Source organism: Leminorella grimontii ATCC 33999 = DSM 5078, from assembly GCF_000439085.1.
Lineage (GTDB): Bacteria > Pseudomonadota > Gammaproteobacteria > Enterobacterales > Enterobacteriaceae > Leminorella > Leminorella grimontii.
Genome location: NZ_AUUA01000002.1, coordinates 52,121 through 72,443, shown reverse-complemented (window position 1 = coordinate 72,443; position 20,323 = coordinate 52,121). Strand labels below are relative to the sequence as shown.

Annotated in this window: 16 protein-coding genes; 5 read left to right on the top strand and 11 right to left on the bottom strand. The window is 55.6% G+C overall.

Annotation, left to right across the window (positions count from 1 at the left end):
* Nucleotides 1-88: 88 nt before the first annotated feature.
* The gene (gene nfuA, locus G544_RS0104740) at nt 89-667 is read right to left on the bottom strand and encodes a Fe-S biogenesis protein NfuA (RefSeq protein WP_027273528.1); all 579 of its coding nucleotides are present in this window, start codon (nt 665-667) and stop codon (nt 89-91) included.
* Between the two features lie 42 nt (nt 668-709).
* A complete protein-coding gene (gntX, locus tag G544_RS0104735) occupies nt 710-1,408 on the bottom strand; it encodes a DNA utilization protein GntX (protein ID WP_027273527.1) in 699 nt (232 codons plus the stop codon).
* Nucleotides 1,409-1,456: 48 nt separating this feature from the next.
* Between gntX and bioH the strand changes: the two genes are divergently transcribed.
* Entirely contained in the window at nt 1,457-2,239 is a 783-nt protein-coding gene (bioH, locus tag G544_RS0104730) for a pimeloyl-ACP methyl ester esterase BioH (RefSeq protein WP_027273526.1), read from the top strand.
* Here the strand turns inward: bioH and G544_RS0104725 are convergent.
* The 4 genes from G544_RS0104725 to G544_RS0104710 form a co-directional block, all read right to left on the bottom strand.
* Nucleotides 2,236-2,484 (bottom strand): FeoC-like transcriptional regulator, encoded by a 249-nt coding sequence (locus G544_RS0104725; protein WP_027273525.1) that lies wholly within the window; start codon nt 2,482-2,484, stop codon nt 2,236-2,238. The genes bioH and G544_RS0104725 overlap by 4 nt on opposite strands.
* On the bottom strand, nt 2,484-4,799 hold the full coding sequence (gene feoB / locus G544_RS0104720) for a Fe(2+) transporter permease subunit FeoB (protein ID WP_027273524.1): 2,316 nt from the start codon (nt 4,797-4,799) through the stop codon (nt 2,484-2,486). Before feoB ends, G544_RS0104725 begins: the two co-directional genes overlap by 1 nt.
* A 61-nt stretch (nt 4,800-4,860) precedes the next feature.
* Entirely contained in the window at nt 4,861-5,088 is a 228-nt protein-coding gene (gene feoA / locus G544_RS0104715; protein ID WP_027273523.1) for a ferrous iron transporter A, read from the bottom strand.
* Nucleotides 5,089-5,678: 590 nt separating this feature from the next.
* Nucleotides 5,679-8,000 carry a Tex family protein gene (locus G544_RS0104710; protein ID WP_027273522.1) on the bottom strand — a complete coding sequence of 774 codons (2,322 nt, stop codon included), beginning with the start codon at nt 7,998-8,000 and terminating at the stop codon, nt 5,679-5,681.
* A gap of 393 nt (nt 8,001-8,393) precedes the next feature.
* On the opposite strand from G544_RS0104710, the gene greB reads away from it, so the two are divergent.
* From greB to envZ, 3 genes are all read left to right on the top strand, one after another.
* Complete coding sequence (gene greB, locus G544_RS0104705) at nt 8,394-8,891, top strand: transcription elongation factor GreB (protein WP_027273521.1); 498 nt, start codon at nt 8,394-8,396, stop codon at nt 8,889-8,891.
* A gap of 129 nt (nt 8,892-9,020) precedes the next feature.
* Complete coding sequence (gene ompR / locus G544_RS0104700; RefSeq protein WP_027273520.1) at nt 9,021-9,740, top strand: osmolarity response regulator transcription factor OmpR; 720 nt, start codon at nt 9,021-9,023, stop codon at nt 9,738-9,740.
* On the top strand, nt 9,737-11,068 hold the full coding sequence (envZ, locus tag G544_RS0104695) for a two-component system sensor histidine kinase EnvZ (RefSeq protein ID WP_027273519.1): 1,332 nt from the start codon (nt 9,737-9,739) through the stop codon (nt 11,066-11,068). The genes ompR and envZ overlap by 4 nt, the downstream gene beginning before the upstream one ends.
* Nucleotides 11,069-11,146: 78 nt before the next feature.
* Here the strand turns inward: envZ and pckA are convergent, their stop codons facing one another.
* The 4 genes from pckA to G544_RS19935 all read right to left on the bottom strand — a co-directional run bounded on the left by pckA (nt 11,147) and on the right by G544_RS19935 (nt 16,738).
* Nucleotides 11,147-12,772, bottom strand: coding sequence for a phosphoenolpyruvate carboxykinase (ATP) (gene pckA, locus G544_RS0104690; protein WP_027273518.1), 1,626 nt, complete (start codon nt 12,770-12,772; stop codon nt 11,147-11,149).
* 273 nt (nt 12,773-13,045) lie between these two features.
* Complete coding sequence (hslO, locus tag G544_RS0104685; RefSeq protein ID WP_027273517.1) at nt 13,046-13,930, bottom strand: Hsp33 family molecular chaperone HslO; 885 nt, start codon at nt 13,928-13,930, stop codon at nt 13,046-13,048.
* Nucleotides 13,931-14,033: 103 nt separating this feature from the next.
* The gene (gene hslR / locus G544_RS0104680; protein WP_027273516.1) at nt 14,034-14,444 is read right to left on the bottom strand and encodes a ribosome-associated heat shock protein Hsp15; all 411 of its coding nucleotides are present in this window, start codon (nt 14,442-14,444) and stop codon (nt 14,034-14,036) included.
* A gap of 119 nt (nt 14,445-14,563) precedes the next feature.
* A complete protein-coding gene (locus tag G544_RS19935; RefSeq protein WP_051155574.1) occupies nt 14,564-16,738 on the bottom strand; it encodes an IgaA/UmoB family intracellular growth attenuator in 2,175 nt (724 codons plus the stop codon).
* A gap of 323 nt (nt 16,739-17,061) precedes the next feature.
* Between G544_RS19935 and nudE the strand changes: the two genes are divergently transcribed.
* A complete protein-coding gene (nudE, locus tag G544_RS0104670) occupies nt 17,062-17,625 on the top strand; it encodes an ADP compounds hydrolase NudE (RefSeq protein ID WP_027273515.1) in 564 nt (187 codons plus the stop codon).
* Nucleotides 17,626-17,700: 75 nt separating this feature from the next.
* Here the strand turns inward: nudE and G544_RS0104665 are convergent, their stop codons facing one another.
* The gene (locus tag G544_RS0104665) at nt 17,701-20,313 is read right to left on the bottom strand and encodes a PBP1A family penicillin-binding protein (RefSeq protein WP_027273514.1); all 2,613 of its coding nucleotides are present in this window, start codon (nt 20,311-20,313) and stop codon (nt 17,701-17,703) included.
* Nucleotides 20,314-20,323 lie beyond the last annotated feature (10 nt).

Genomic DNA, 20,323 nt, shown 5'->3' with positions numbered 1-20,323 from the left:
GAATATCCTCTGAAGCTAATTAGGATAGTTTGCCAACAGGCTGAAAAAGGGAGCCAAGGCTCCCTTTGTTCATTTCACACTGATCGTGTTAGCGGTAATAGGAGTGCTCGCCGCTTTGGTGTTCAGTCAGGTCCTTCACGCCCTTAAGCTCGGGGAAGCGCGTGAGCAGCTCTTTCTCGATGCCTTCTTTCAGGGTGTAATCAACCATGGAACAACCGTTACAGCCGCCGCCGAACTGCAGAATGGCGTAGCCGTCGTCGGTGATTTCCATCAGCGACACGCGACCGCCGTGGCCCGCCAGCTGAGGGTTGATTTGAGACTGTAGAATGTACTCTACGCGCTCAATCAGCGGCGCGTCGTCGTCTACTTTACGCATTTTAGCGTTAGGCGCTTTCAGCGTGAGCTGGGAGCCCAGCTGGTCGGTCACGAAGTCGATCAGCGCGTCTTCCAGGAACGGTGCGCTGATTTCGTCTACGTAAGCAGAGAAGCCGCTAAACTTAAGCTCGGTGTCGTTCGCCTCTACGGCGTCCGGCGGGCAGTAGGAAACGCCGCACTCGGCGGTTGGCGTACCGGGATTAATTACAAACACGCGGATCTGCGTGCCTTCTTCCTGGCTGGAAAGCAGCTTTTGGAAATGCGATTGGGCGGATTCGGTAATAGTAATCATGACATGCTCAGTAGTTGACCTTTCTTGTCGGATATAATACGCCTATTTGCTTTCACTCTTCAAGGTGCGGCACAAACACCAAACCTGCACCGACGCTGCCCCATGGTGTAACAAAAGCTGTCCAATTTCTTCGACCGTGCTGCCCGTCGTGACGACGTCGTCAAAGATGGCGACGTGAAGCCCCCTGACGTCGGCCCGGCAGGCAAATGCGCCGAGCAGGTTATCTTTTCGCCGCTGAGCTTCCAGCGACTGCTGGGGCTGGGTGGCCCTGATCCGAACCAGCGCCGAGGCGTGCGTTCGGCATCCCGCCCACTTTGAGAGCAGGCGGACGACGCGCTCCGACTGGTTAAAGCCCCGCCGCCAGTGGCGCATCCGATGTAGAGGTACGGGAAGCAGCAGGTCGGGGCGCATTAGCCCACGCCGCCTGCGGGCTTCCAGCCAGGCTAACAGCATCAGACGGGCGAGCGTTGGCGCATATTTGTCTTCGCGCTGAAACTTGAGGCGGGCGATTAGCCACTTTAGCGGGTAAACGTAGTCGCTGACGGCAATCAGCTGCGACCAGGCGGGAGGACGCGCCCGACATTCCGGGCAGGGCACCTTTTCACTGCGCGCCGGTAGCCCGCAGCGCGGGCAGCAGGATGGAAGCTTGGGTATCAACGTCAGGCAAACGGAACAAACGCCGTGTCGGGCGATGCGTAACGGTTGCAGGCAAAGCCAACACAGGCTATCAATAGTCAGCATTATTTCTCCTTGGCCCAAAGGGGCGAACGACGGTCAGGATATTAACTTATGGCAACGCTGTTTAAGCGGACGATCGGAGAAGGGCGGTGCGATCTTGTGCTGCTGCACGGATGGGGGCTGAATGCCGAGGTTTGGCATTGCATTACGGGGCGGCTTGCGCCGCATTTTCGCTTACACCTTATCGACTTGCCCGGCTACGGCCGCAGCCGGGAGTTTGGCGTTTTAACGCTTGGGGAGATGGCGAAAGTCGTTACGGACAACGTTCCTTCCGGCGCCGTATGGTTAGGCTGGTCGATGGGCGGGCTGGTGGCGAGCCAAGCGGCGCTGGATTACCCGGAGAGGATAGAGGCATTGATTACGGTTGCGTCCTCCCCCTGCTTTGTTGAAAAGCCGCAGGAAGGCTGGCCCGGTATTAGAAACGCGGTTTTACGCGGGTTTGAACGCCAGCTCAGCGCGGACTTCGAGCTTACCGTCCACCGCTTTTTAGAACTTCAGGCGCTCGGCGCACCCGACGCCCAGGCCGACGTGCGCCTTCTGAAGCAGGCCGTTTCCGGCAGCCCGATGCCGGACGTCGCAGTGCTGAACGGCGGTTTGACCCTGCTGGCTGAAAACGATCTGCGCGCGGCCCTCAAAACGCTGCCGATGCCGGGCTTGCGGATCTACGGCTCTCAGGACGGCCTGGTGCCAAGGCGCGTCATCCCTCTGGTTGACGCGCTCTGGCCCGGTTCCGCGTCGCGGACGATAGCCCACGCCGCCCATGCGCCGTTTATGTCGCATCCGGAGGCGTTTTGTCGCGAAGTCAGGGAGTTTGTTGAAGGTGCGGCAGGTTAGGCAGAGATGTGCTTCTTGATTCTGTAAGCCTCGGTCACGCAAGCCTTCCCCTCCGGGCAGTTCTTACAGGCGCCGATGGCGCAGTGCTCGTCCACTTCAACGCGTTCAATTTGCCCCATGCTTTCGAGCTGCTTTAGCATCGCCTGCATCAGAGCCGGCGGTTGGTTAAACTGCCGGCTGAGCTGGTTGAGTTCGGCGATGCCGAGCAGGGCGACGGCATCCCGAATGGCGATAAGGCTTGCCATTAGTGGCAGTGCCCCGTTTTGTTGTCGCAGCAGGACTGAGGCGTTTTGGTCGGAACGCGCATCATCGCCCGATCCCGCATGCGGTAGAGCGCGTATATCACCAGGGCGTTAAACGCGACGATAAGCGCAATGGCGACCGTACTCTGAGTAGGGTGCGCGCTGAAGTTGGCCAACTGGTAGAAGCCGGTCGCCAAGCTGTAGGCGACGTCCAGACCCCAGAGGATGGAGAACAGCATCCAGCTTTTGCTGCTTTCCCTCGCGATAGCACCCATCACGGAGACGCAGGGAATATAGAGCAGAACAAAAATCAGGTAGCTGTAGGCGGCGGAAACGCTGCCGAATTTGCTGCTCATCACGCCCATTGACGTGCCGGCCATTTCACCGTCGCCCTTGCTGGCCTCGATGGGGTTGCTCAGCGCGCTCAGGGAGAAGGTGTCTTTCAGGCTGTCCCAGGTTTCGGTGACGGCGCCTTCCAGCTCGGTGAGCAGGTTGAAGTTTTCATAGTCAAACGGCTCGCTGGTGATTTGCTCGGCGGTATACAGCGTGTTGAGCGTGCCGACTACCACCTCTTTGGCCATCGCGCCGGTAATCAGACCGACCGTCGCCTGCCAGTTGTCTTCGGTGACGCCCATCGGCTTAAGCAGCGGCGTTATTACGCGGCTGGTGGCGGCCAGGGCCGAATCGTTAATGTTATTTACCGGCTTGCCGGAGAAGGAGAAGCTGTTGAGGCCGCCTATCAGCACGCTGGCGATGACGATCACCGTCCCTGCGCGCAGCACGAATCCTTTCAGGCGCTGCCAGGTTTGCAGCAGCAGGCTTTTGACGTGGGGAACGTGATAGACCGGCAGCTCCATAATGAACGGCGTCGCTTCGCCGCGCATGATGGTGTACTTGAGCATCAGCCCGGTCAGGATGGCGACCACGATGCCCAGAATATAGAGCGAGAACACTACCAGCGCGCCGTCTTTACCAAAGAACGCGGCGGAGAAAACGGCGAAGATGGCCAGCCGCGCGCCGCAGGACATAAACGGCGCCATCAGGATGGTCATGATCCGCTCGCGCGGCGCGTCCAGCGTGCGGGTGCCCATTACCGAAGGCACGTTGCAGCCGAAGCCGACGATAAGCGGAACGAACGACTTGCCGGGCAGCCCCAGCGCGTACATCAGCTTGTCCATGACGAACGCCGCACGGGCCATGTAGCCGGAGTCCTCCAGAAAGGCCAGGAACAGGTACATCAGGCCAATCTGAGGAACCAGCGGCAGCACGGTGTTGATGCCGCCGCCGATGCCCTGAGCGAGAAATATCGTCAGCCAATCGGGGAAGCTTAGCGTATGGCCGACCCACTGAATGCCGGAAATAAAGATGGCCGAAGAGCCGACGTCGAACAGCGGCTGCAGCGCGCCGCCGATGTTAATCGCCAGCACGAACATCAGGTACATCACAAACAGAAAGATGGGCAGCCCCAGCCAGCGGTTGATGACGATTTTATCCAACTGCTGCGTCAGCCTGCTCGGCGTGGCCTGGCTGAGGTTGTGGACGTCGTGGCAAACGGAAGCGATGACCTGATAGCGCGTATCGGCAATGATGAGCCCGGGGTCTTCCTGATAGTGGCGCTGTAGAATTTCTCGCGCTTCCGGCAGTAAGGATTCGGCCTGCCCTGCCAGCGTGCGGCTATAAATATCGCCTTCAAGCATCTGTAGCGCCAGCCAGCGTCTTTCCTGTGCGGAAAGCGTTTCCGGCATTTTTTCCGCCAGGCGTACCGCTTGGGCTTCGATCTCTTCCGGGTAGGTTGTCAGCGATGCGTGAAGGTTAGGCCTGCGGTTATCAATCGCCGCCTTCAGCTCTTTTAAGCCGCGTCCGCGGGTGGAAACCAGCGGGATAACCGGGCATCCGAGCTTATTGGACAGCGCATCGATATCGATGTCGATGCGCTGGTGGCGGGCAATGTCGAGCATGTTCAGCGCGACGATGCAGGGAATGCCCAGCTCCAGAATCTGCAGCGTTAAATAGAGGCTGCGTTCCAGATTGGATGCGTCGACCACGTTCAGGATCAGGTCCGCTTCGCCGCTTAAAATATAGTGGCAGGCGATTTGCTCATCGAGAGAAGCCTGAGCGGAAATCGTCGTCAATGAATAGGTACCGGGCAGATCGACCAGCGTGGCCTGATGCGCTTCGGTTTTGAAATGGCCTTCCTTACGCTCAACGGTGACCCCGGCCCAGTTTCCTACGCGCTGGCGCGAGCCGGTCAGCTGATTGAACAGCGTGGTTTTACCTGAGTTTGGGTTACCGATTAACCCGATAGTAAGTTGTTTCATGTGTTAACCAACGGCGAAAAGTCAATGAATTAGCGAAGCTGCGGGCGGGAGCGTCAGCGCTTCAGTCGGCCGGGCTGAGCCTGATTAAATCCAAATCCTTTCTGCGAAGCATTAGGCAAACGCGCGGCGTTTCTATTTGAATGGGGTCGCCCAGCGGAGCAATTCGGATCACTTTAAACACGGAGCCGGGGAGCATGCCCAGAGAGAGCAGCTTTTGGCGATACGCAGGATTGATGCTCGGCGTAAAGCCAACGATTTTGTAGGAGTGCTGAGGCTGTAGCGGTGTCATAGCGTATTTTTAACCTAAACTCACGATTGACGACAATACTCGACTTCACAGAATAAAGTGTGGCAATAAGCGGTAATTTCCCGCCGCTTTTATTAGTCAACGGGCAATTTATACGCGGTTTGTACTCACCGCGTTAATGTTAGTAATAATGATTATCGTACACAATGCCACACTGGCCGCTAAGCGTAAATAATTATTACGCCGTTTGTCTATCGCCGTCACGGAAGTAAATTAAATTGTTATTTTTATGTGAAAATTACGAGTAACTCACACTGCGGCCAGGCTCTGACGGTTGATTAACGCTGGGTGAGGGGCGTCGGTGCCGCCGTAAAGTGAGTCTTTCGTAACTCGACGAAATAACGGCGTTTTATTTTTGGCAATGTGAGCCGGCGAAAAAGAGAAAACAATAAAAAGAATATTTATCGTCCTTTACTATTCGTTTTTATAAAAAGCGGCGAAGGCAGAATGTTAAATAAAATGTGTTGTTATTCGGCCGGTGATTAAAAGGAAAATGTAACCGTCATCAAACAATTTTAATGTCGCTCCCTTGCCCGCTATGCATAGCGGGCAAGGGCGTCGAACTTAAAAAGCTAACGCTTCATTTTGCCAAACGCCGCGGCGAGCGCGTCGCCCATAGCGCTGTTGTTGGCGCCGGGCGCAGGCTTGCCGCGTTGGCCTGAAGACGGACGCTGTGATTTTTCTCTCTCCGGCGAGGACGACCGGCGGCTATTGCCTTCCCCCGGCTGTTCGTCCAGTCGCATCGACAGTGCGATGCGCTTGCGGGCCAGATCGACCTCCATCACTTTGACCTTAACGATATCGCCGGTTTTCACCACCTTGTGCGGATCTTCAACAAACTTGTCCGCCAGAGACGAGATGTGAACCAAGCCGTCCTGATGGACGCCGATGTCGACAAACGCGCCAAAGTTGGTGACGTTGGTGACGGTGCCTTCCAGAATCATGCCGATCTTCAGGTCGTCCAGCGTCTCTACGCCGTCGGCGAAGCTGGCGGTTTTAAATTCAGGGCGCGGATCGCGGCCCGGCTTTTCCAGCTCTTTGAGGATGTCGTTAACGGTCGGCAGACCGACGCGCTCGTCGATAAAGTCGCGGGCGTTGATGCCGCGCAGCGACTCTGGGTTGCCCATCAGGTCGTGCAGCGTTTTACGGGTAGCGGCCAGAATTCGCTCGACGACCGGGTAGCTTTCCGGGTGAACGGTAGAGGCGTCCAGCGGGTTGTCGCCGTGGTTGATGCGCAAAAAGCCGGCGCACTGTTCGAAGGCCTTCGGTCCCAGGCGGCTGACCTTCAGCAACTGTTCGCGATTGCTGAACTTGCCGTTGGCGTCTCGCCAGTCGACGATGTTCTGCGCAATGGCGCGGCTTAAGCCCGCCACGCGGGTCAAGAGCGGCACCGAGGCGGTGTTGAGGTCGACGCCGACGGCGTTAACGCAGTCCTCGACGACCGCATCCAGCCTGCGCGCCAGCAGCGTTTGGCTTACGTCGTGCTGGTATTGGCCTACGCCGATTGATTTGGGGTCGATCTTCACCAGTTCCGCCAGCGGATCCTGCAGGCGACGAGCGATAGACACCGCGCCGCGCAGGGATACGTCCAGATTCGGGAATTCGGCGGCGGCCAGCTCAGAGGCGGAATACACCGACGCGCCCGCTTCGCTGACGATCACCTTTTGCCCTTTGACGTCGGGGAATTGGCGCTGTACGTCCAGATAGAAGCGTTCGGTTTCTCTGGAGGCGGTGCCGTTGCCGATAGCGACCAGCTCAACGCCGTGCTTAATGCAAAGCGCGGCCACTACGGCGGCGGCTTTGGCTGCCTGCCCGGTGTGGGGGTAGATGGTGTCGGTGGCGACCAGCTTGCCGGTCGCGTCGACGACGGCGACCTTAACGCCGGTGCGAAGGCCCGGATCCAACCCCATGGTGGCGCGAAGCCCTGCGGGCGCCGCCATCAGCAGATCGTGGACGTTGCGGGCAAAAACGTTAATCGCCTCTTCCTCTGCCTTTTCGCGCAGGGCGCCCATCAGCTCGGTTTCCATGTGCATCAGCACTTTTATGCGCCACGTCCAGTTGACGACCGCCTTGCGCCAGCCATCGGCCGGCGCGCCGTTAAGGCGAAGGTTCAGGTGATCGGCAATAATTTGCTCACAGTGGCTTTCACGCGGCGGCTCGTCGTGATGCGGGTCGGCGTTGAGCGTCAGGTTCAGGATGCCCTCATTGCGGCCGCGGAACATGGCCAATGCGCGGTGGGACGGCGTCGTGGAGATGGGTTCCTGATGGGCGAAGTAGTCGCGGAACTTGGCGCCTTCTTCCTCTTTTCCCTCAATTACGCGGGAAGTCAGGTAGGCGTTTCGCGACAGGTAGTCGCGCACTTTCGCCAGCAGAGCGGCGTCTTCCGAAAACCGTTCCATCAGGATATAGCGCGCGCCGTCGAGCGCCGCTTTGGTGTCGGCCACGCCTTTTTCTTCACTAACGTAAGCAGCGGCGGCCTGTTCCGGATCCTGCTGCGGGTCTTGCCACAGGCCGTTGGCCAGCGGCTCAAGGCCTGCTTCGATGGCGATTTGCCCACGGGTTCTCCGCTTGGGCTTGTAGGGCAGGTAGAGGTCTTCCAGCTCGGTTTTATTGAGCGTCTCGTTAATCGCTTTGCTCAGTTCCGGCGTTAGCTTACCCTGTTCTTCAATAGAATTAAGTATCGTTTGGCGGCGGGCCTCAAGTTCGCGCAGATAGGTAAGCCGGGTTTCCAACTGGCGAAGCTGGGTGTCGTCCAGCCCCCCGGTGACCTCTTTACGATAGCGGGCGATAAAGGGAACGGTGTTGCCTTCGTCCAAAAGATTAACGGTGGATAAAACCTGTTCGGGCCTGACCTGAAGCTCAGCGGCAATCGTGTGACTTAATCGATTATTCATAAAGCTTGTACGCTGTTGTGTGAAAAATGAGTCCGTTATACGGATTCCTGAATAAAAATTCCAGATATACTCGTCATACTTCAAGTTTCAGGTGCGTTGGCTGCAAATACTCGGCCCCTCCATGGGCCTCGCCCTTACGGGCCGCCGCAAGCGACGTTCAAATCTGTTCCAGACAGATTTGTCGCTCACCCTAGTCACGTACTTACGTACGCTCCTAGGGATTCCCTCGCTTGCCGCCTTCCTGAAACTTGAATTATTTAGAGTATAAACCGGATGAAATCAGCCTAAATAGCGATAAGATAGACAGAATTTTATGCCTGACTCAGCGAGACGTCAGGTTAACTTCCAAGAGTTACGCTACAATTTGAGAGCAATTGTAGCGTAGGGAATCTGATGGCAAAAAGTAATTACATTACGCGTCAGGGCTGGATGGCGCTTGACAGCGAGCTTAAGTATTTATGGCGTGAGGAACGTCCCAGAGTGACGCAGGCGGTATCTGAAGCCGCGGCTCTCGGCGATCGTTCTGAAAATGCGGAATATATTTACGGTAAAAAGCGGCTGCGGGAAATCGACCGCCGGGTACGTTTTCTCACCAAGCGCCTTGAGGTGTTGAAGATAGTCGACCCCAGCCCGCAGCAGGAAGGTCGGGTGTTTTTCGGCGCGTGGGTTAAGGTCGAAAACGAAGACGGAGAGGTTAACGTTTATCGCCTGGTCGGGCCCGACGAGTTTGAACCGTTTAAAAAATGGATCTCGATTGATTCGCCCGTAGCCAGGGCGCTGCTTGGAAAGCGGATTGATGATGAAGTCAGCGTACAAACGCCCAACGGCTGGGCGACTTACTGGATTTTGGACATTCGCTATCGCCCGTTTGATGAAAGCGAAGAGGCGTAGTGCCTGACAGTAATTGACGATTATTATTATTTGTAACATTTTTCAAGTGTGCGTTATGTAGATTGAGATGTCTCAGCTAACGTATTAATTACGTTTAGCTGTTAAGCAAAAAACTATTGGAGTGAAATCATGCAAGAGAATCATAAGATTCTGGTCGTTGATGACGACATGCGTTTACGCGGTTTATTGGAACGTTATCTTACCGAGCAGGGCTTTCAGGTGCGCGGTGTGGCCAACGCTGAGCAAATGGATCGCCTGTTGACCCGTGAGTCATTCCACCTAATGGTCCTTGACCTGATGCTGCCGGGAGAGGACGGGCTTTCAATCTGCCGCCGCCTGCGTAGCCAAAGCAATCCGATCCCCATCATTATGGTGACGGCCAAAGGCGAAGAGGTCGATCGCATCGTCGGTTTGGAAATCGGCGCCGACGACTATATTCCCAAGCCGTTCAATCCACGCGAACTGCTGGCGCGCATCCGTGCGGTGCTCCGCCGCCAGGCCAACGAGCTGCCCGGCGCACCCTCTCAGGAAGAAGCGGTGATCGTGTTCGGCAAGTTCAAGCTGAACCTGGGAACGCGGGAAATGTTTAAAGACGACGAGCCGATGCCGTTGACTAGCGGAGAGTTTGCCGTGCTTAAGGCGCTGGTGAGCCATCCCCGTGAGCCGCTGTCTCGCGATAAGCTGATGAACCTGGCTCGCGGACGCGAATACAGTGCAATGGAGCGCTCCATCGACGTACAGATCTCCCGCCTGCGCCGCATGGTGGAAGAAGACGCCGCACATCCGCGCTATATTCAAACCGTATGGGGGTTAGGCTACGTCTTCGTGCCGGACGGTAGCGCTGCATGAAGTTTTGGCGGTTCCCACCCCGAAGTGCAGTCGCACGGACGCTGCTTTTAATCATCACTCTGCTGTTTATCAGCCTGGTGACGACGTACTTCGTGGTGCTGAATTTCGCCATTTTGCCGAGCATTCAGCAGTTTAATAAAGTGCTCGCCTATGAGGTCCGTATGCTGATGACGGACCGCCTGAGGCTGGAGGACGGATCGTATTTGGAGGTCCCTCCTCAGTTTCAGAAGGAAATGTACCGCGAGCTGGGCATCTCGCTGCATACCGATGAATCTGCAGAAGAAAGCGGCCTGCGTTGGGCGCAGCGCTATGAGTTTCTTAGTCGTCAAATGGAACAGCAGCTCGGTAGCCCGACGGAAGTGCGCATCCAGCTGGGCAACCATTCGCCGGTGGTGTGGCTAAAAACCGATCTCTCGCCCGAGGTTTGGGTGAGGGTGCCGTTGACCGAAATTCGTCAGGGGGAGTTCGCCCCGCTTTTCCGCTATACGCTGGCTATCATCCTGATGGTGATAGGCGGCGCATGGCTGTTTATTCGCATTCAAAACCGGCCGCTGGCGGACCTTGAACACGCGGCCCAGCAGGTAGGGACCGGCGTTATTCCACCTCCGCTGCGGGAGTACGGCGCGTCGGAGGTCCGTTCGGTGACGCGCGCCTTTAACCGTATGACCTCGGGCGTTGAGCAGTTGGATAAAGACCGCGCGCTGCTGATGGCCGGCGTAAGCCACGACCTGCGTACGCCGTTAACTCGCATCCGCCTGGCGGCGGAAATGATGGATGAAAAAGAGAGCTATCTGGCGGAATCGATAAGTAAAGATATCGAAGAATGCAACGCTATTATCGAACAGTTTATCGACTATCTGCGCACCGGGCAGGAGCAGCAGACCGAGCCTTGCGACATCAACACCATTCTCGCGGAAGTCGTATCGGCCAGCGGCATGGAGCAGCCGGTGGAGACCGAACTGTTTAGCGGCGAACTGATTGCCGACGTCCACCCGCTTTCAATCAAGCGTGCGGTAGTAAACCTGATAGTCAACGCCTCTCGCTACGGTAACGGTTGGATTAAGCTCAGCAGCGGGCGGGCGTCTGGCCGCGTCTGGTTTCGCGTTGAGGACGATGGCCCGGGGATCCCGGCAGATCAGCTGGAGATGCTGTTTCGCCCCTTCGTGCGCGGCGATCGCGCCCGCAGCATCAGCGGAACCGGGCTTGGGCTTTCTATTTTGAAACGGATCATCGACAGCCATGACGGTGAGATCGTGATGGGAACCAGCAGGCGGGGCGGGCTGAGCGTGAAGGTGTTCCTGTATGAGTGGAAAGAGAAGGAAGAGTAGCCCTCTTTGGAGTTATCTCTCTCATAAATACAAGGAAGGCGCCCAATTGGGCGCCTTTTGCTTGGTTTGATTGCCGGGCTATTTCTTCAACTTCGGCCCCGCCGCGACCAGCGCAGCGCCAGCCGGGGTATCGGTATATTTATCGAAGTTCTCGATAAACAGGCCCGCTAGCTTCTCGGCCTTTTCTCGCCACTGCTGCTCGGAAGGGTAGGTAGCGCGCGGGTCGAGGATAGCCGGGTTGACGCCCGCAAGCGCCGTGGGCACCGCCAGATCGAAGATCGGCAGGGTGATGGTTTCGGCGTTCTCGATTTCACCGCTCAGAATGGCGTCGATGATGCCGCGCGTATCCTTGATGGAGATGCGCTTGCCGGTGCCGTTCCAGCCGGTGTTGACCAGGTAGGCGGTGGCGCCGCTGGCCTGCATTCTTTTCACCAGCACTTCCGCGTATTGGGTCGGGTGCAGAGAAAGGAACGCTGCGCCGAAGCAGGCGGAGAAGGTCGGCGTCGGTTCGGTGATGCCGCGCTCGGTACCCGCCAGCTTGGCGGTAAAGCCGGACAGGAAGTGATACTGGGTTTGGTCCGGCGTCAGCTTGGATACCGGAGGCAGTACGCCGAAGGCGTCAGCGGTCAGGAAGATCACCTTCTTGGCGTGGCCCGCTTTGGACACCGGCTTCACGATGTTGTGGATATGGTAAATCGGGTAGGAGACGCGGGTGTTCTCGGTTTTTGACGCATCGTCAAAGTCGACGCTGCCGTCGGCGCGTACGGTGACGTTTTCAAGCAGAGCGTCGCGTTTGATGGCGTTATAAATATCCGGCTCGGCCTCTTGGGAGAGCTTGATGGTCTTTGCGTAGCAGCCGCCTTCGAAGTTGAATACGCCGTCATCGTCCCAGCCGTGCTCGTCATCGCCGATAAGCTGGCGCTTCGGATCGGTTGACAGCGTAGTTTTGCCGGTGCCGGACAGGCCGAAGAAAATCGCCACGTCGCCCTTGTCGCCCACGTTGGCGGAGCAGTGCATGGAGGCGATGCCCTTGAGCGGCAGCAGGTAGTTCATCATCGAGAACATGCCTTTTTTCATCTCGCCGCCGTACCAGGTGCCGCCGATAAGCTGAACGCCCTCGGTCAGATTAAACGCCACGAAGTTTTCAGAGTTCAGCCCCTGGGCTTTCCAATCCGGGTTGGTGCACTTGGCACCGTTCATGACGATAAAGTCGGGCTTAAAGACGGCGAGCTCTTCGTCGCTTGGACGGATGAACATGTTTTTGACGAAGTGAGCCTGCCAGGCCACTTCGGTAATAAAGCGAACGCTCAGGCGGGAGTCCCTGTTGGCGCCGCAGAAGGCATCAACGATAAACAGACGCTTGCCGGAAAGCTGGTCGGCGACGCGTTTTTTCAGCGAGGCCCAGACTTCTTGTGAAATCGGCTTGTTGTCGTTTTTACCTTTGCCCTGATCGGCCCACCACACGGTGTTGCGGGTCGTGTCGTCGCGGACGATATATTTATCTTTGGGTGAACGACCGGTAAAGATACCGGTGTCGACGGCGACAGCGCCAAGCGTCGTGACGGTACCTTTTTCGTACCCTTGCAGGTCCGAGCGGGTTTCTTCCTGATACAGATAATCATAGCTCGGGTTGTACACAATCTCAGTGACGTTCTGGATCCCGTAGGCAGTCAGATCTTCCGGTGTGATACGGTTTGTGCTCATAATTATTCCTTATAAAGATAAATACTGCTAATTATTGTAAAGGCTTCCCTAACGCTGACTGAGACAACTATCAAGGATCGGCATATTGTTCTAAATTTTGATAAAAGATGCGATCCAGGTCGCTGTGATCTGAGACGTGAAGCGATTAAGGCGGGGAAGCAAATAGCGATAAAGATTAAAAAGCCGGGGAAATCGGGATATTCCTCCCGGCGGTTAATCAGTCGTTTTATCTTGTGAATTAAGGAAAAAGATAACGGTGGTTATTTTCTACCCTTAGTGGCGATTCTCGCTCTCCACCAGCGTACCACCGTTCAGGCGCAGCGCGTCGATATCCATTTTCTCAAACAGATAGTGTTTGCCGCAGTAGTCGCAGTGCATGTCGATGTGCCCCATCTCCTCCAGCATTGCGTCGGTTTCTTCTACCGGCAGCGTTATCAGCGCCTGAGCGCAGCGCTCTCTGGAGCAGGTGCAGCGGAAGATAACCGGTTGGCCTTCAAACAGCGTCACCTCTTCTTCGTGATACAGGCGGTGCAGCACATCTTCAATCGGCAGGCTGAACAGCTCGTCGGCAGTGATGGTTTCCGTCAGCGTCGCCAGATGGTCGAACTCTCCGTCATTGCTCTTGTGCGCAGGCAGAACCTGAAGCAGCATGCCGGCGGCGGCAGGGCGCTCCTGATGAGCGCCGGTTTTGATAAACAGTCGAGTAGGCAGCTGTTCGGACTGGCGGAAATAGGCCTCCAGGCAGCTGGAAACGGTTTCTCCTTCAAGGCCGACCACGCCCTGATAGCGTTCGCCCTCTTTCGGCATGATAGTGATGACCAGATAGCCGTTGCCCAGCATTTCTCTGAGCGTGGCCTTATCGTCGATATCGCCCTGAAGGCGCGCTACGCCGCGCATTTGCTGTAGATTATTGCCGTTAATGACGGCCAGCTTCAGCGGGCCATCGCCCTGAAGCTGAACGGTAATGTCGCCGTCAAATTTCAAAATGGCCGTCAGCAGGCTGGTGGCGACCAGCAATTCGCCCAGCAGGCGCTGCACCGCGACCGGATAGTCGTGGTTTTCAAGAATATGGCAGTAGGTGTCGCTTAGCGTGACGAGCTCGCCCCTAACGTCGTGCTTTTCGAACAAATAGCGGTGTAGTAAATCTGCGTTCGGCATGGTTTCTCTCTTGACTCTCGTCTTCATTTATCAATTATACGGCGGCCGTGTAGCCCCTTTGTCCCTGCAATATTTGCTTTTTAAACGCCCTGCGGCGTCGCGCTTACTGCTCTTCTTCGCCGTACTTAAATTTTATCAGCGTACGCCGCTCCTTTTTATCGGGACGGCGGTCCGGATGGGGCATCGTCAGGGCATTAAGCTTACGCGCCTGAGATATGACCTCGCGCTTGGTGATGCTTTCAGCCGTTTCCTGATAAAGCGTCTGGGCCTCGTTAGCGCCCCGGCGCTGGGCGCTGAGGGCGTTAACGATAACGGTTCTTTCGTCGTTGCCCTGGCGTAGACGAACTTCGGCGCCGACTTCGACCAGCTTGCTCGGCTTGGTTCTCTGCCCGTTGTAGTGAACCTTGCCGCCGTCAATCATGTCTCTTGCCGCCGCGCGGGTTTTATAAAAACGCGCCGCCCACAGCCATTTATCGAGTCGGATCCCGCGATCTTCTTCTGATTGAACCGCCATACAGGGTCTCCCGCTGAAGGCCTCACCGATGTCGTCATCGATGGGGATTATGAATATAGGCCTAATATATGGGCCGTGGACGGAAATTCAAGCCGCGCGCCATCGGGAGCGGAAGCGGTTTAACTATGCTGCACTTTCTGCCTGAAGCTTTTTGCGAAGCAGCGGTCATAGTAGCTTTGGATTTGCGGGATGCGTTGTGCGTTTTTACGCAGCCGGATGAACAACAGCGCGGCGTTATACAGCAGGCTGATACCCATGATGATAAATAGCAGGCTGGCTCCCAAATAGCGCCAGAATGAGATCAGGCTGGATTCGCTGTGTAACGTGATTTGCGTCGTTTGGTTTTCTATCTTACTAATGCCGATAACAATACCGTTAGCGTTAAAGGGAACGTGCATCAACCGGCTGGAAAGGCGTTTAAGCTCGAACCACTGCTTGATTGCCGTATTGTTATAAAGCGTATCGAGCGGAATGTCAGGATTCATCAAGCTGGCGATTTCGTCCTTGTCGAGCATCTGCTCTTTGCCGCTGTCGTTAAGCAGGTAAAAACCGCCGGAGGGCTTGTTGTAAAGCGACTGGGCCGCTTGGTGCGTTTGGCTATAAAAGAAGGTCGAAACCAGCGTGTTGACCTGAGAACGCAGAGAGTCTGCCACTACGGGCCTGACGAAGAGATCCTGCTCCTGTTCCGGATTCTGCTGCGATTTTTTTACCAGCTCTTCCCATTCTTTTTCGTGAGCGAGGGAGAGCAGAGACTTTTTAAACCGCTGGCAGTCGCCCGGATCTTTACACAGCCTGTCCGTTTTCAACACGATGTCAGGAAAGTTGGGCACCAGCGTCATGCCCGCTCGTTCAGCGTTTCTTGCCAGGTCCGGATTGTTTTTAATCGCCCGATCGTTTAACGGATTAAGCTGATAGTCAATGGTATACAGCAGCTCTATTGCACGGTCTATCACGTTTGAGGACGGCAGCTCGGGCAGGTTGCTAGCGCCCCAGTACATTTGAGTGCAGTCAAACGGCATAAATGGATAGGCGACGTCGCTTTGATAGACCGTAGGGAGGCTGCACATCCCGTTGCCTTTAATCGTTAAGTGATCGCCAATCTTTATATTGGCGGCCTTGAGTTCTTCCGGCGAACTGACGCTTACGTTCGTGGGATGTTTAAACCAGGCTTTGGTCAACTCTAAAGGCAGCTTAAGCGGGATGGCTGAAAGCAGCAGCAGGATAACCATCAGGGAGGCGGCGGCCAATGCCAGATTTTTTCCCCAGTGGTGGAGTGGAAAGTTGATAGATTCATTATGCAGCGAAAGAAACTTCCCCTGCCTGACGACGTACCGGTTAAGGTAAATATCGATGTTGGTTTTACGATCGAGGTCGTAGCCAACGTAGGGCTGCCAGTGCGGCGGATAAACCAGGTCGATAGTGCCGACGGAGATATTCGTTAACTGCCCGTTGTCCGATTCGCCAAAAAGCCCCCAGCGTTTTGGAACGCCCCGCAGGCAGTGGATATTGTACTGAGGCGCCTTCGGCGAGCGGCGAAACATGTGCCACAGGCCGGCACAAAGCGTTAATACGGCGATAATAACCAACCACGGCAATAGCTCAATCGGGCTTACCAAACTACAGAAAAATATCCCATAGGAAGCGGCGATGACCAGCGAGGCGAACAGCTTCTGTTTTGGTTTAAGCGCCGATTCGGCTTCGGTTTCTTTTCTCAGCCGGATAAGCTCAACGTTTTCACTGCCGTCGCTCTTTTTGTGTAACGCGTGGTTTGGATAACGATCCCTCTCTGCGTCAGAGGCGCGTTTCGACTGAATAAAGTCGGCTAGCGTAAGGCCGTTGAGCGATAAGATAAGCGGCGTTGTCTGCGTTTTTATCAGCTCGAGCCGGTTGACGCTTTTGATATATGCGCTCCACTCCGGCTCAAGATAGACCTCTATTCCATGAACGTAGTGCCGATAGCCGTCCGGAAGCTCTTGATCGGGCAGCGACGTCACGGGGGATTCGAACTCGTACACGTTGTCGCTGTAGGGCGTCAGCGCCGTTTTAATGACGTCCCGAAGGGCGCCGTCCTGCGTTTTGTTTTCCAGATGCTCCAGATATTCACTGATTGTGGCGATTTCTTCTGCGGAAAGCTTACGCGTGCTGTTATGAACAAACGGCAGGGTATTGTCTGACGGGCGATGACGAGCCACGCGTTGACGCATAGCCCATTGATAAAGGACTACGATGATTATGATAATGAATACGACAAGCAGCAATAACGTTAATATGCTGATATCGCTATCGTTCAACATGAAAAATTCTCATTCGTCATCTTATGATTTCGACAGTACGCTATATCGCTCTGTGTTGAATACCCTTTTAGCCTAACCCAACGGTCGGCGATCGTCAGGGCGTCTTTTGCGATAAAGTGCGTATAAAGGAACAATGACATTCTCGTTCAGGCGAAAATAATTCGCATATAGTAAATCGCTATAGTTCAGAATACAAAGGCAGTAAAGTTTTCTGTGATGGGTTTTGTCAGTTCGGCGAAATAATGGATGAAGATTATTCGTTAGAAATGACATAAAATAGCAACATATTTATTACACGGATATGCGGTTTTGAGGCCGACAAGATGAACAAAGCTCAGCAAAAGCCTAAAATTCTGAACGTTGAAACCGTTGCCCGTTCGAGGTTGTTTCACGTTCAGTCCGTTGAGCTGGCGTTCAGCAATGGTGAAAACAGGATTTACGAACGCCTTTTGCCCAAAGGAAGTAAGGCGGTGATGATTGTTCCCGTCAGCGGTAATGACATCCTGCTTATCCGCGAGTACGCGGTAGCGATTGAAGACTATGAGCTCGGATTCCCTAAAGGGCTGGTCGAGCCGCAGGAGGATATTCTCGCCGCTGCCAACCGGGAGCTTATGGAAGAGATAGGCTTTGGCGCTAAAAAGCTCACGATGCTGACCGAGCTTACGATGGCGCCGACCTATTTCGCCAGCACGATGTGCATCGTTCTGGCAGAAGATCTGTACAGCCAGAAGCTTGAAGGGGACGAGCCGGAACCCCTGACGCTGGTTCCCTGGCCGAAGGCGAACATGATGTCGCTGCTGCAAATGAAAGACTTTAATGAATCGCGCAACGTAGCGGCGCTGTTTCTTGCCAGAGAATTCCTTCAGCAGCGCGACGGGCAGCTATAGCCATATCTACATTGAAATAAGAAAGGGCCGCTTCAGCAATGAAGCGGCCCTTTTCATCGGATATTCTACCAAATATCAGAACAGTTCGTGCGAGTTGCCGCCGCTGTCGGTTACGGTGGTGCCGACTTCAGAGTAGGCGCGCGACGTAGGCTCCGTGCCCTTCATAAAGAACTCGGAGCGCGTTTTTCCGCTGCTAGGCAGCTGGCCTGTAGACATATCAATCGTCACGCTGACAATGCCCTTGGGCGGCGTGGTTTTCTTGATCGGCAACCCTTCAAGCGCGGCCTTCATAAAGTCAATCCAGGCCGGCTGGGCGCTTTGCGCCCCCGCTTCGCCGCGGCCGAGGCTGCGGCGGTGATCGTCAAAGCCGATCCATACGGAAGTGACGGTCGAAGGCCCGAAGCCGGAGAACCAGGCGTCCTTCGAGCCGTTGGTGGTGCCGGTTTTGCCGCCGATGTCCGAACGCTTCAGATCTCTTGCCGCTCTCCAGCCCGTGCCGTTCCAGCCGCCGCCCGGCTCACCGGCGATATTGCTCTTAAGCGCATCCTGCATCAGGAAGGCAAGATCTGAGCTGATAACGTGCGGCGCATAGGGATCGGCCTCGGTGGCCTGCGGTTGATTCGAAGACGTCGCCTTCAGGTCAGTGACCGGAGAAATGTCGTTGACGGCGCTTTCCGTCACCTGGTCGACTTCCTCATCGTTCTCTTCTTCACCGTTGGCGTTAGGCGTGTTCGCGTTGGCCGCTTCTGCCGCTGCCATTTCTTCTTTTTGCTTGCTCAGATCGATGGTGTTGCTGACCAGCGCCTGAGATTTTTCCGTTGTGCCGTAAATGACCGGAATATCGCAGTCGAATCCGCAGGCGACCTTAGGCTTGGCTTCAAAGATGACTTTCCCGTCGTCTGATTCAATCTTGGCGATAAAGTAAGGGTCGATCAGGTAGCCGCCGTTAGCGAAAACGGCATAGCCACGCGCCAGCTGTAGCGGGGTAAAGGACGCCGCGCCCAGCGCCAGAGATTCCGTACGGGAGATGTTCTGTGCCGGGAAGCCGAAGCGCTGCAGATAGTCAGCCGCATAGTCGACGCCGATAGCGCGCATCACGCGGACGATCATGACGTTTTTCGACAGGCCAAGGCCTACGCGCAGGCGAAGCGGACCGTCGTAACGCGGCGGCGAGTTCTTCGGCGACCAAATCTTACCGCCGCCGACCGGCATGCTGATAGGCAGGTCGGTCAAAATCGTAGACAGCGTCATTCCGCGGTCCAGCGCTGCAGCGTAAACAAACGGCTTAATGTTAGAGCCGACCTGACGTACGGACTGGGTGACGCGGTTGAATTTGCTTTGGTTAAAGTCAAAGCCGCCCACGACCGCTTTCACCGCGCCAGTGTTGGGATCTAACGATACCAGCGCAGAGTTCACGCTCGGTACCTGCGCCAGCAGCCAGCTGTCTTTACCCTTACGTATCCAGATTTGCTGACCGACCGCGACGGCGTCGGTCACTTTACGCGGGCTGGCACCCATCGCGCGATCGTTAATAAAAGGGCGCGCCCAGCGCATGCCGGAGAAGGGCAGTGCTTGAGTTTCACCGTTGGCCAGCATAACGATAGCCTGCTGCGCTTCGGTTTGAGTGACGACGGCAGGGATGAGAGGCCCGTAGTTAGGCAGCTTTTTCAGCGCCGCTACGATTTGGTCTTTCTCCCACGCGGGATCGCTTGCTTTCCAAAGCACTTCGGCGGGGCCGCGGTAGCCGTGGCGCATATCGTACTGAATGATGTTATTGCGTACGGCGTCGGTGGCGGTGGTTTGCAGGGTTTTCGTTACCGTGGTGTAAACCTTGTAGCCGTCGGTATAGGCGTTTTCACCGTACTTATCGAACATTTCCTGACGCACCATCTCCGCCAGATAGGGCGCGGAGAAGGCAATTTCAGGTTCGTGATAGTTGGCCACCAGCGGCGCGCTTTTCGCGTCGCTGTATTCCTGCTGGGTGATGTATTTTTCTTCCAGCATCCGATACAGCACCGTGTTGCGACGCATCAGGGCTTTTTCTGGGTTATTTATCGGATTATAGCTGGAAGGCGCCTTCGGCAGACCGGCCAGCATCGCCATTTCGCTTAGCGTGAGCTGGTTAACGTCTTTACCGAAGTAGACCTGAGCCGCCGCGCCAACGCCGTAGGCGCGCGACCCCAGATAAATTTTGTTCAGGTACAGCTCAAGAATTTCATCCTTTGACAGCGAACGCTCGATGCGAATGGCCAAAAACGCCTCTTTCGCCTTGCGAATCACGGTCTTTTCCGGGCTTAAGAAGAAGTTTCTCGCCAGCTGTTGGGTAATGGTGCTGGCGCCCTGCTGAGCGGAACCCGCGCCGAGAGCCACCACCACCGCACGGGCGATGCCGATGGGATCCAGCCCGTGGTGCTCATAGAAGCGGCTGTCTTCCGTTGCGATAAACGCATGAAGAAGCTGTGGCGGCATCTGCTTAAGCGTTAATGGAATACGGCGTTTTTCACCGAATTGAGCAATCAAATCTCCGTCTGCGCTAAACACCTGCATTGGCGTTTGCAGGCGAACCTCTTTCAACGTTGAGACGTCCGGCAGCTCCGGCTCAAGGTATTTATAGAGGCCAAAAATCGCGCCAATTCCCAAAAAAAAGCAACAGATTGCAATGATGAAAAGATACTTTACGAACTTCACCTGATAATTC